The following is a 12,583-nucleotide window of genomic DNA, read 5'->3' on the forward strand; positions in this document are numbered from 1 at the left end:
GAGAAAATTCATGGCATGGGAGATTTTTAGCATCATAGGCACAATCGCTTTCGCACTAAGCGGAGCCATTGTTGCAATGGAAGAGGATTATGATATTTTCGGGGTGTATATTTTAGGAATGGCAACCGCATTTGGGGGAGGTGCCCTTCGTAATTTATTAATCGGTTATCCGATTGTCGCGTTTTGGCAACAAGACATGTTATTCCAAATCGCACTTTTATCAATGACTATTATTTTTCTTTTTCCAAATAAGTTAATTAGACATTGGAAAAAGTGGGAAAATATCACTGACGCTATCGGCTTATCAGCATTTGCTGTACAAGGAGCATTATATGCTCAAAAATTAAATTTACCAATTAGTGCCACAATCGTGGCAGCTGTTTTAACTGGTATCGGCGGCGGTATCATTCGCGACCTTTTAGCCCGCAGAAAACCTCTCGTTCTTCGAGCTGAAGTATATGCCTTTTGGACAATTTTAGCAGGTTTCTTAATTGGCGCTCAAATTATTGTTAGCGATTGGGCCCTTTACATTTTATTCATTTTAATTGTTTGCTTCCGCATGGTTTCTATTCATTACAAATGGCATTTACCGCACAGACGTATCGAAACGAAAGAACGTTCAATGCATAAATAGCAATCTAACCTCTTTACATATCGTAAAGAGGTTTTTCTTTTCTAACGATTTTTTCTTTATATAATGTTTATACTAATTTTTAAAGTGAGGTGAATACAAATGACAAACCACGTTAATAAAGGAGCTCAAAAAAGTTCAGTAAACCAATTTGGACACGACCCTAATTCAGCACACGAAAAGAGCGCTAAAATGGAACGCTTCCATAAAGCGCACCAAGAAAAAGCAAAAAAAGAGTAAACGAACTTATACACAAAAATAGACGCACAGTTTATGTACTGTGCGTCTCCTCTTCGAGCATCAAATCCATACTCGATATTCCAATTAAATCATTTTTATCATACGTATCTTCTTGCAACAACCGCATCGCCTGTGTACGAATTGATTTTTCAACAATATTCCGTACATATCGCCCATTACTAAACGATGTAATTTGCGACGAATACTTCACCGCATGTAAATGATCCCTAAATTTCCATTCAGCTTCTTTTGATAACTGATATTCACGATCTTCATACATTCTCTTTCCAATTTCCAATAGCTGATTTACCGAGTAATCCGCAAATTCAATAATAAATGGAAAACGAGATTGCAGCCCTGGATTTAATGAAAGAAAGTGATTCATCTCTCTTGAATATCCAGCTAAAATCAATACAAAACCATGTTGTTTATCTTCCATATGTTTTACAAGCGTATCAATTGCTTCTTTTCCAAAGTCCTTCTCTCCTCCTCGAGCTAAAGAATACGCCTCATCAATAAACAAAATACCTCCCATTGCTTTTTTTATTAAGTCTCTTGTTTTTTGAGCTGTATGGCCGATGTACTCTCCTACAAGATCAGCACGTTCAGCTTCAACCAAGTGGCCTTTCGATAGAATATTCATCTCAAACAGCAATTTTCCTATCATTCTAGCAACAGTTGTCTTCCCTGTACCCGGATTCCCTTTAAACAGCATATGAAGCACTTGCTTCTCAGACTTCAATCCCTTCTCTTGTCTTTTTTTATTCACATAAATCCAAGCATATATTTCTTTTATTATCTTTTTTATATCATCCATCCCAACAAGCTTCCCCATCTCTTCTTCAATTCTCTGCAGCATTTCATGTTTAATTGTAGTTTCATTTGAAATTACCGTTTTATTTTCTGCGGCTGGCAAAGAAATTTTCTTTCGATGGTTTAACACAATATTAATTTGATTGTTGTTTTTCTTTCGCATCGATTGTTCCATACAATCACCTCATTTTATCCCGCTATTTGCGAGCAGTAAGACTCCCACCTCGACATTCAGCAAACGCTTGGTATTTAAGCGGGAGATAACCGCCCGTAAATGCCCGATTGGTTCAACTAATAATCGCAGAGGATGAACAAAATCCCCACTGATTATAGTTTCACTTTATCCACTCACCAAATATTATTATTCCTGTCCCCCTTGTAAATGCCTATTTTCAGAAAAGTTTGCTATAATATAAGAAATAATTAAGGTGGTGGGACTATGGAGACAACGGAATTCCATGATACAATACAAGCCTTTTCTATTTTTTTATTGAATAAAGGCCGAAAACCCTCAACTATTAAACGTTATGTTTATGACGTTGAAGACTTCGGACATTGGTTAGAAAAAAACAAAAAGCTCCCTTCCAGTAATATATGGGCTACACTTTGTACAAAAGACTACGAAGATTACTTTTCCGATTTAAAAACGAATCGACATTACTCAGAAAAAACGATGCATCGTGTATTTACTGTATTAAATAGAATGCATCACTTTCTAAACATTCCCAATCCATTGAAGAATATGGAAATATCTATTCAACCAGACCGTACACTTCGTAACGAAGATTTCATTTCACCTGATGAAGAAAAAAGATTAAAGTATATAGTCACTTCATTAGAAGGACTTTCAGAAAAACAAATTCCTGTGCGCCCTTTATTAATGGATCGCAATATTGCTATTTTAAATCTATTGATCGACTACGGTTTATCCTTACAGGAACTTACAGCATTAACAATGCATCACGTTCACTTTGAAACTAACACATTGTCAATCCCAGCAACCGCAGGTGTAGAAAGAACAATTACATTAGCAAAAGAAGACAAAAAACAACTATATAATTATTACAAAAGTATCCCAGAACCAGTTCGTCCTAAGTATCATAGTGATGATTCATTGTTTGTCGCATTTGATTTTAACCGTGGAACATACAGGTGGGTATATGAAAATGATGCACCAAAGGCATTAACGGAAATTGCTATACAAAAAATGATTCGCCTCGAAGTGGCTAGAGCCAATTTACGTAAAGGAATTTCAGGACAACATTTTCGTAACACCTATATTTTAAACTTAATAAAAAAAGAAACTCCTGAATCAGAAATTATAAAACTCGCTGGATTCAAATCAAAAATTTCATTAAAGCGATATTATCAATACGCAGAAAATAGAAAAAACGCCTTATTGTAAGGCGTTTTTTCTATTTTTTCTTTAAACAAACGATTTTACTATGACCATTTAACTAATTTCTGCATCTACTATGATGAGTTTCGTTCACATTTTCGTGAGAAAGGAGAGATTTAATGTCTCGTTATAACGACAATCAAAACAAATTCTCCAAACCATGCTTTCCAAGTAGCGCTGGACGAATCCCAAATACTCCATCAATCCCAATTACTAAAGCTCAACTTAGAACATTTCGTGCGATTATTATTGATTTAACAAAAATAATCCCAACACTTTTTGCAAATCCATCTCCCCAAAATATTGAAGATCTAATCGATACATTGAACCTACTAAGTAAATTTATTTGTTCACTAGACGCTACTTCCTCCCTGAAAGCACAAGGGTTAGCTATTATTAAAAACTTAATAACTATATTAAGAAATCCAACCTTTGTAGCAAGCGCTGTATTTATTGAGCTTCAAAATCTCATTAACTATTTACTATACATTACAAAATTATTCCGAATTGACCCTTGCACACTTCAAGAGCTTCTTAAATTAATAGCAGCATTACAAACTGCTCTAGTTAATTCTGCTTCGTTCATTCAAGGACCTACCGGACCTACTGGACCAGCAGGCGCTACTGGTGCTACCGGACCTCGAGGTAACACGGGCGCTACTGGCGCTACCGGTGCCACTGGACCTCGAGGTAACACGGGCGCTACCGGCGCTACTGGACCTCAAGGTAACACGGGCGCTACTGGCGCTACCGGTGCCACTGGACCTCGAGGTAACACGGGCGCTACCGGCGCTACTGGACCTCAAAGTAACACGGGTGCTACCGGCGCTACTGGTGCTACTGGACCTCGAGGTAACACGGGCGCTACTGGCGCTACCGGACCTCAAGGTAACACGGGCGCTACTGGCGCTACCGGTGCCACTGGACCTCAAGGTAACACGGGTGCTACCGGCGCTACCGGTGCCACTGGACCTCAAGGTAACACGGGTGCTACTGGTGCTACCGGCGCTACTGGTGCTACTGGACCTCAAGGTGTTCAAGGTAACACAGGTGCTACCGGTGCCACTGGCGCTACTGGTATAGGAGTTACCGGACCTACCGGACCTTCTGGCGGGCCTCCTGGACCTACTGGACCTCAGGGACCTCAAGGTAACACAGGTGCTACTGGTGCCACTGGACCTCAAGGCGTTCAAGGTAACACAGGTGCTACTGGACCTCAAGGTGCTCAAGGTAACACAGGTGCTACTGGTGCCACTGGCGCTACTGGACCTCAAGGTGCTCAAGGTAACACAGGTGCTACTGGTGCCACTGGCGCTACTGGACCTCAAGGTGCTCAAGGTAACACAGGTGCTACTGGACCTCAAGGTGCTCAAGGTAACACAGGTGCTACTGGACCTCAAGGCGTTCAAGGTAACACAGGTGCTACTGGTGCTACCGGCGCTACTGGACCTCAAGGTGCTCAAGGTAACACAGGTGCTACTGGTGCCACTGGACCTCAAGGCGTCCAAGGTAACACAGGTGCTACTGGTGCTACCGGCGCTACTGGACCTCAAGGTGCTCAAGGTAACACAGGTGCTACTGGTGCTACCGGCGCTACTGGACCTCAAGGCGTTCAAGGTAACACAGGTGCTACTGGTGCTACCGGCGCTACTGGACCTCAAGGCGTTCAAGGTAACACAGGTGCTACTGGTGCTACCGGCGCTACTGGACCTCAAGGTGCTCAAGGTAACACAGGTGCTACTGGACCTCAAGGCGTTCAAGGTAACACAGGTACTACCGGCGCTACTGGACCTCAAGGTGTTCAAGGTAACACAGGTGCTACTGGTGCTACCGGCGCTACCGGACCTCAAGGTGTTCAAGGTAACACAGGTACTACCGGCGCTACTGGACCTCAAGGTGTTCAAGGTAACACAGGTGCTACTGGACCTCAAGGCGTTCAAGGTAACACAGGTACTACCGGCGCTACCGGACCTCAAGGTGCTCAAGGTAACACAGGTGCTACTGGTGCTACCGGCGCTACTGGTGCTACTGGACCTCAAGGTGTTCAAGGTAACACAGGTGCTACCGGTGCTACCGGCGCTACTGGACCTCAAGGTGTTCAAGGTAACACAGGTGCTACCGGTGCTACCGGTGCCACTGGCGCTACTGGTGCTACTGGACCTCAAGGTGTTCAAGGTAACACAGGTGCTACCGGTGCCACTGGCGCTACTGGTATAGGAGTTACCGGACCTACCGGACCTTCTGGCGGGCCTCCTGGACCTACTGGACCTCAGGGACCTCAAGGTAACACAGGTGCTACCGGCGCTACCGGACCTCAAGGTGCTCAAGGTAACACAGGTGCTACTGGTGCTACTGGACCTCAAGGTGTTCAAGGTAACACAGGTGCTACCGGTGCTACCGGCGCTACTGGTATAGGAGTTACCGGACCTACTGGACCTTCTGGTGGACCTACCGGACCTACTGGGCCAACTGGACCTAGCTTCCCTATAGCAACAATTGTTGTAACAAACAATATTCAGCAAACAGTACTGCAATTTAATAACTTTATTTTTAGTACTGCAATTAACGTAAACAATATTATCTTCAACGGCACAGATACAGTTACTGTTATTAACGGTGGTATTTATGTAATTAGCGTATCCATTTCTACAACTGCGCCAGGATGCGCTCCACTCGGAGTAGGAATTTCAATTAATGGAGCAGTCGCAACTGATAATTTCTCTTCAAATTTAATAGGCGACTCACTTTCATTTACTACAATCGAAACATTAGCAGCTGGTGCAAGAATTTCTGTTCAATCTACTCTTAATGAGATTACGATCCCTGCGACAGGAAATACTAACATCCGCCTTACTGTATTTAGAATCGCTTAAATTTCATCATAGATTGTTTATGACAAATAAAAAAAGAGCGAGGAAACTCGCTCTTTTTTTGTTATGTACAATAATTCATTACTATTCTAATTCAATTGAAACATTTTTTTGTGGTACAAATGTAGAAATTGCATGTTTATAAATAAGCTGTTGCTTACCTTCTGTTTCCAGCAGGACTGTAAAATTATCAAATCCTTTAATTAGTCCACGAAGCTGGAAACCATTTAATAAGTACAGCGTAACAAACGTATTTTCTTTACGGAGTTGATTTAAAAACTGATCTTGAATATTGATTGATTGCTTCATGTCGAATCCTCCTCTTTTTCTCTACTTACTATTATTCGACTTTACTTGTAACTTTCCTTCTATGTATCGTAAAATTTCTGACGTTTTTTCACCGTCTGTAACATCAAACCACGTGACATCCATTTTATTACGGAACCACGTTAATTGACGCTTTGCATAACGACGCGAATTCGTCTTTAATTGTGATACCGCATCTTCTAAAGGGGCTCGATTCTCAAAATAATCATAGATTTCTTTATATCCAATCGCTTGAATAGATTGACAATCTCGTATCCCTCTATTATACAGACCTTCTACTTCCTCTAATAGGCCTTGTTCCATCATCAAATCCACTCGTAAGTTAATGCGATCGTATAGCATTTCTCGATCCATTGTCAAGCCAATTAATGAAACATCATAGAGTAACTCTTTTTCTTGTTTCTCAATTTGGTCACTCATTTTTTCACCCGTCGTGTGGAAAATTTCTAACGCCCGAATGACACGTCGTACATTATTTGCATGAATACGCTCCGCACTTTCCGGATCTACTTCTTGCAATTTTTTATGTACATATTCCACACCGCGTTCTAAAGCTAACTTTTCCATTTGCTCTCGGTATATCACATCACCAGCATCATCTGTAAACTGATAATCGAATAAAACAGATTGTATATAAAGACCGGTCCCACCAACTATAATTGGTAATTTACCACGTTCTGTAATTTCTCGAATATGTTTGCGAACACGTTCTTGAAATTCCGCGACAGAAAATGAATCTTCCGGATTTTTTATATCGACCATATAATGTGGAATTCCGTCCATCTCTGCTTGTGTTACCTTTGCAGTTCCAATATCCATCGTTCGATAGATTTGCATGGAATCACCACTAATAATTTCACCGTTCAACGCTTTGGCAAGATCGATACTTAACTTCGTCTTTCCAACAGCTGTTGGTCCAATGATGACAGCAACTTTTTCACGTTGCACTTCTCCCATAGCATTCAACTCTCTTTATGTAATATACTCCATCTATTGATTATACCCAATCTTACCAATTTTAACGGCATGATTGCAAGTTCTTTCATTTCGGTACATGAAATTACATATAAAAAAGAACATAGTTTGTCCAATTCTGCATATACATGATAAAAATAGTTTCGAGAGGATGAGTTAACTATGAAACAATCCACCATCAATTTTTCATCTTTGACAAAAGACCTCATTTTAGCTACTTCTACAAAAGAACAAAATTGTTCACAAGAGGAATTATACTTCGCCCTAAATTGTTTACTACGGGCTTTTCATTCTACTCTCCATGAAACAACATCACATCCAGAAAATAAAAATACAGAATATATACAAACACAATTTTGCAGTGCATATAAAATTATTACAGGTAAAACTATTTATCCCTTTCAATAATCCATAAAAAGCGGCTGCTTACATAATTTCAAGCAACCGCTTTTTATATTAATATCGATAACCTATTGTATAACTTTCACTTTTACAGATTTGCGCCCCCAGCTATTAGCACTACCATCTGAACCGACTAATACATCAATACGATTTCCTTTAATCGCACCACCAGTGTCTCCAGCAATCGCTTCTCCATATCCTTCTACCCATACTTTTGATCCAAGCGGAATTACTTTCGGATCAACAGCAATTACTTTCATATTTGGATTTGCTGTTAAATCATGCCCCATTGCAGTTAATACACGACCACCATACGAACCATTCTCACTCGGATCTGCTGTATATGCCGTCGCTTCTACTGTAATTTCACGACCACCAGTAGGCGCACTTGTTTCAGTAGATTTCGCAACTGGTTTTGCAGCCGGCTTTTCTTTTACCACAGGTTTACTTGATTCTACATTCTTAATAGAATCGTTACTCTTAACAGACTCTTTATTCTTAACTGCTGTATTATTTTTAACCGGCGCTTCTTCTTGAGCTACAACCTCTTTCTTTTCAATTACAGGTGCCGTTCCTGTTAAAAATGGCACGTGAACATATCCGACTTTTCCATTGTAGTCGAATTGTAACCATTCATTTTGAACTTGATTCGTCGTTTCAATCACATCATTTTTATTAAGTTTACCTAAAATTTCAGAATCAGTATTCGCTCCAGCACGAACATTTAATACGCCCGCCGTTACATAATATGTGCTCTTTGTAAAATCAGCACTTACAAACGCTTCCTTACCGTTTAACTTAATTTTTGTCCATCCATTCTCTGTATTTATAACATCTAGTGTATTCCCACTTAACACTTTACCTACAAGCTTTGACTCTACATTTGGGTTTTCTCTAACATTTAATACGTCTGTTGTTACAATTGTTTCCGCTTTAGCAGAACCCGCAAAAATCCCAAGACCAAAAACTGCTGCTGTTGCTATACTTAATAATTTTTTCATGAATAGCCTCCATTTGCTTTGTTTTCGTATTTTCATTATAGCAACAGATTTTTAGAATTTTTAGAAATCACACAATTACAAAGCATTCGTAATATACAATTAACGAGTTGTAACATAAATTTCCATATTAATAAAATGTATTTCTCATACAATCTCCAGTGGTTTTCATATATTTTTCATATACGAGCACAAGAATTTTTTTCCAGAAAAAATTACAGTGTTACTTTTTTGTTACAAAAAATTCACAATTCGTTACATCTTTTACCAAAAAACATCAATATTCCATTGTTAACTTATTTTTTTGTAATAAAAAGAGAGCAGCTACTAAAAGCTACTCTCTTTTTATTTGTTATTGAACTTTCTTTTTCCAAACACCTAGCATAATAGCCGAGACAATTGTTCCAATTAATATAGAGAAAATATATAGTAACGGTTTATTTACTAACGCTATTACAAATAATCCACCATGCGGTGCCGGTAATGTAATTTGGAATAACATAGATAACGCACCTGCAATACTTGAACCAACAACACAACTTACGATTACTCGAACCGGATCTGCAGCTGCAAACGGAATCGCACCTTCTGTAATGAACGATGCCCCCATAATATAATTTGTTAAACCAGATTTACGTTCCGCTTCTGTAAACTTTGATTTAAAGAATGTAGTTGCGAATGCAATCGCAAGTGGCGGTACCATACCACCAGCCATAACTGCTGAGTGCACTCCAAAATTCTGTGCTTCTATTGCAGCAATACCAAACGTAAATGCCGCTTTATTAATTGGACCACCCATATCAATTGCCATCATACCACCTAAAATAAGACCTAGTAATATAGCATTCGTACCATTTAAACCATTTAACCACCCTGTCAACATTTCATTTAATGCTACTACAGGCGGAATTACTACTTTTTGCATTACAACTCCTGTAATCAATAATCCAAAGACTGGATATAACAAAACAGGTTTAATTCCTTCTAATTGTACTGGTAGTCCTGAAAATAATCTTTTTAACCCTAAAACAACATATCCAGCTAAGAAACCAGCAATTAATCCACCTAAAAATCCAGCATTCGCATTCGCCGCTAAAAATCCACCTACAACACCAGGCATAAAACCAGGACGATCAGCAATAGAGCTTGCAATAAATCCAGCTAAAATTGGTACAAGGAATAAAAATGCACCTGTTTTTCCTCCACCAATTGACATGAACAATTCAGCTAAAGGACCTTCCGCCTTTATACCACCAAACGAAAATGCTAGCGCTATTAAAATCCCGCCACCAACAACGAATGGAAGCATATTACTTACACCGCTCATTAAATGCTTATAAATTCCTAATCCTTTTTCTCTCTCAATACTTTCTGTTTTCCCATCCTCTTTTACACCTTTAAAGATTGGTGCATCTTGTTTGACAGCTCGTTTAAGCAGATTTTCCGTTTTTCTAATCCCATCAGCAACTGGCACTTGAATGACATGTTTACCAGCAAAACGATTCATTTCTACTTGTTTATCTGCCGCAACAATAATAGCTGTTGCACGTTCAATATCCTCTTTCGTTAAACCGTTTTTAATACCTGTTGATCCGTTCGTTTCAACTTTAATCGCTATTCCTAACTCTGCCGCTTTTGCTTTTAAGCTATCCGCCGCCATATATGTGTGAGCGATTCCAGTTGGGCAAGCTGTAACAGCAAGTACGTACGGTTCATTTCCTTCTGGTTTTGCGACTTCAATCTCTTCTTCTTTTTCATTCTCTTTTTCATCAAATAGTTGAAGAAGCTCACTTTCATCCTTCGCTTCTAATAGTTGCTTGCGAAACCCTTCATCCATTAATAATGTCGATAAACGAGACAACGTTTCTAAATGAGTATTATTCGCTCCTTCACTTGCAGCAATCATAAAGAATAAGTGTGCCGGTTGTCCATCAAGCGACTCATAATTGATACCGCTTACACTTCTACCAAAACAAATCGATGGTTGTTTAACAGCCTTTGTCTTCGCATGAGGTATTGCAATACCTTCCCCTATTCCAGTCGTACTTTGGGACTCCCGCTTTAAAATAGCTTCTTTAAATTCCGTTTTACTATTTAAACGATTTGCCCCGTTTAATTTCTCAACTAATTCATCTATGACAGCTTCTTTATTTGAAGCTGTCAAATCCATAATGACTGTATCCCTTTTTAATAGTTCTGTAATTTTCATATGTTGCTTCCCCCTATCGCTTAGCTACAATTACTTGCGACAATAATTCTTCTACTTTTTCCTTCTTACATAAATCAGCTGAAAATGCTGTTGCACTCCCTGTTGCAACGCCGTATTGAAATGCCTTTTCAATATCTTTTGTCTGTTCATATTTGCCTACAAACCCTGCAACAAGAGAATCTCCGGCCCCAACTGAATTAATTACAACACCTTTTGGAACAGTCGCTTCATATATACCTTCTGCCGTAAATAATAAAGCTCCCTCTCCAGCCATCGATACGATAACGTGTTTTACACCTTGTTCAATTAATTTTCTTCCATAAGGTAAAACGTCCTCTACTGTTGAAAGCTCCACTCCAAACAACTCACCAAGTTCATGATGGTTTGGCTTAATTAAAAATGGCTTATTTTTAATTACATGTTGCAGTGCACTTCCACTTGCATCTACTACTACACGAATACCTTTTTCAGCTCCAAACGCAGCAATTGATTCGTAAAAAGTACTTGGAATAGAGATCGGTACACTCCCAGCGAGTACAACACAATCTCCAGGTTGCATACTCTCAATTTTTTTCATTAACTGTTCGAACTGCTCTTTTGTTACAATAGGACCTTGGCCATTTAATTCTGTTTCTTCTTTCCCTTTTATTTTCACATTAATGCGAGTATCTTCATCTACTTGGACGAAGTTTGTTGTTACACCTTCGTCATGTAATACCTCTTTAATAAATTGACCAGTAAATCCACCAGTAAATCCAAGTGCTATATTTTTAACACCTAAACGCTGAAGAACACGAGAAACATTAATTCCTTTTCCTCCAGGAAACTTCATATCTTTCTCCGCTCGATTTATTGTTCCTAAATCAAAAGAAGGAACTTGCACTACATAATCAATAGATGGGTTTAAAGTAACTGTATAGATCATTGTTTATCAGCCTCAATTACATTGGTTTGTTTTTTATATTTTTCTAAATCAATTTCTAAATGGTTTGTAATAATATTTGCATCTTCAACATTTGCAATTTTCGCAAACGCAACTTCTGAAAACTTACTTTCATCAATTAAGAAATATCCTTCGTTTGCTAATGTTAGTGCCATTTGTTTTAGGAGCGCTTCTTCTGGATCTGGCGTTGTAAAGCCAAGCTGTTCATGTACACCATTTGCACCTAAAAAACATTTATCAAAGCGATACTTCTGCATACTTTCCTGTGCCATAGCACCGATTAAAGCTTTCGTCCTACTCTTCATCATTCCGCCTAGTAAATACGCACGAATATTATTTTCAACTAAAGCTTCAATATGCATAAGTCCATTCGTAACGACAGTAACATCTTTATTGATTAAAAATGGAATCATTTCAAATGTTGTACTCCCCGCATCTAAATAAATACAATCACCTTGTTCAACAACGCTAGCTGCATAATTAGCAATTTGTTGTTTTATTTGAATGTTTTTGGATGATTTTTCAACCATCGTTGGTTCTTGCCCTTTTCCTGTTAAAACAGCGGCACCACCATGAACTCTTTTTAATAACCTTTGCTTTTCCAATTGTGCTAAATCACGGCGAATTGTCGACTCAGAGCTTTCTGTTCTTTCAACTAATTGCTGTAATTTTACAACTTTCTGTTCTTTTACAAGTTGCAATATCATTTGATGACGTTCAGGAGTTAACATTTTATTCACCTCTTCTTTGATTACAGTATAATGAAAACGGTCACA

At 38.9% G+C, this 12,583-nt stretch carries 12 protein-coding genes; 5 read left to right on the forward strand and 7 right to left on the reverse strand.

Annotated features, from left to right (window positions below):
- The first annotated feature begins 10 nt into the window (after positions 1-10).
- Together OXT04_RS05700 and OXT04_RS05705 are read left to right on the forward strand one after the other, a co-directional pair.
- Positions 11-634 (forward strand): trimeric intracellular cation channel family protein, encoded by a 624-nt coding sequence (locus OXT04_RS05700; protein ID WP_000312267.1) that lies wholly within the window; start codon positions 11-13, stop codon positions 632-634.
- A gap of 99 nt (positions 635-733) precedes the next feature.
- Entirely contained in the window at positions 734-871 is a 138-nt protein-coding gene (locus OXT04_RS05705) for a hypothetical protein (protein ID WP_000181505.1), read from the forward strand.
- A gap of 31 nt (positions 872-902) precedes the next feature.
- Here the strand turns inward: OXT04_RS05705 and spoVK are convergent, their stop codons facing one another.
- Entirely contained in the window at positions 903-1,859 is a 957-nt protein-coding gene (spoVK, locus tag OXT04_RS05710; RefSeq protein ID WP_000438177.1) for a stage V sporulation protein K, read from the reverse strand.
- 264 nt (positions 1,860-2,123) lie between these two features.
- Between spoVK and OXT04_RS05715 the strand changes: the two genes are divergently transcribed.
- Positions 2,124-3,089, forward strand: a complete 966-nt coding sequence (locus OXT04_RS05715) for a tyrosine-type recombinase/integrase (RefSeq protein WP_267413861.1) — start codon at positions 2,124-2,126, stop codon at positions 3,087-3,089.
- Between the two features lie 113 nt (positions 3,090-3,202).
- Positions 3,203-5,956 (forward strand): Gly-Xaa-Xaa repeat protein, encoded by a 2,754-nt coding sequence (locus tag OXT04_RS05720; protein ID WP_267413863.1) that lies wholly within the window; start codon positions 3,203-3,205, stop codon positions 5,954-5,956.
- An 81-nt stretch (positions 5,957-6,037) separates the two neighbouring features.
- Here the strand turns inward: OXT04_RS05720 and hfq are convergent, their stop codons facing one another.
- Together hfq and miaA are read right to left on the reverse strand one after the other, a co-directional pair.
- Positions 6,038-6,262 carry an RNA chaperone Hfq gene (gene hfq / locus OXT04_RS05725; RefSeq protein WP_000813896.1) on the reverse strand — a complete coding sequence of 75 codons (225 nt, stop codon included), beginning with the start codon at positions 6,260-6,262 and terminating at the stop codon, positions 6,038-6,040.
- 21 nt (positions 6,263-6,283) lie between these two features.
- On the reverse strand, positions 6,284-7,237 hold the full coding sequence (gene miaA, locus OXT04_RS05730) for a tRNA (adenosine(37)-N6)-dimethylallyltransferase MiaA (protein ID WP_000504953.1): 954 nt from the start codon (positions 7,235-7,237) through the stop codon (positions 6,284-6,286).
- A gap of 180 nt (positions 7,238-7,417) precedes the next feature.
- Here miaA and OXT04_RS05735 point away from each other — a divergent pair, with 180 nt between their 5' ends.
- Positions 7,418-7,663, forward strand: coding sequence for a hypothetical protein (locus OXT04_RS05735; protein WP_000814431.1), 246 nt, complete (start codon positions 7,418-7,420; stop codon positions 7,661-7,663).
- A gap of 62 nt (positions 7,664-7,725) precedes the next feature.
- Here OXT04_RS05735 and entD read toward each other — a convergent pair whose 3' ends face one another.
- The 4 genes from entD to OXT04_RS05755 form a co-directional block, all read right to left on the reverse strand.
- The gene (gene entD, locus OXT04_RS05740; RefSeq protein WP_023522798.1) at positions 7,726-8,658 is read right to left on the reverse strand and encodes a cell wall-binding protein EntD; all 933 of its coding nucleotides are present in this window, start codon (positions 8,656-8,658) and stop codon (positions 7,726-7,728) included.
- A 349-nt stretch (positions 8,659-9,007) separates the two neighbouring features.
- Positions 9,008-10,864, reverse strand: a complete 1,857-nt coding sequence (locus OXT04_RS05745; protein ID WP_000704609.1) for a PTS fructose transporter subunit IIABC — start codon at positions 10,862-10,864, stop codon at positions 9,008-9,010.
- A 13-nt stretch (positions 10,865-10,877) separates the two neighbouring features.
- Positions 10,878-11,789 carry a 1-phosphofructokinase gene (gene pfkB, locus OXT04_RS05750; RefSeq protein ID WP_000640854.1) on the reverse strand — a complete coding sequence of 304 codons (912 nt, stop codon included), beginning with the start codon at positions 11,787-11,789 and terminating at the stop codon, positions 10,878-10,880.
- A complete protein-coding gene (locus OXT04_RS05755; RefSeq protein WP_000957288.1) occupies positions 11,786-12,538 on the reverse strand; it encodes a DeoR/GlpR family DNA-binding transcription regulator in 753 nt (250 codons plus the stop codon). Before OXT04_RS05755 ends, pfkB begins: the two co-directional genes overlap by 4 nt.
- Positions 12,539-12,583: the final 45 nt, after the last annotated feature.

Origin of the sequence: Bacillus sp. GC_Bacil_1 (genome assembly GCF_026540675.1) — a bacterium.
GTDB lineage: Bacteria > Bacillota > Bacilli > Bacillales > Bacillaceae_G > Bacillus_A > Bacillus_A cereus.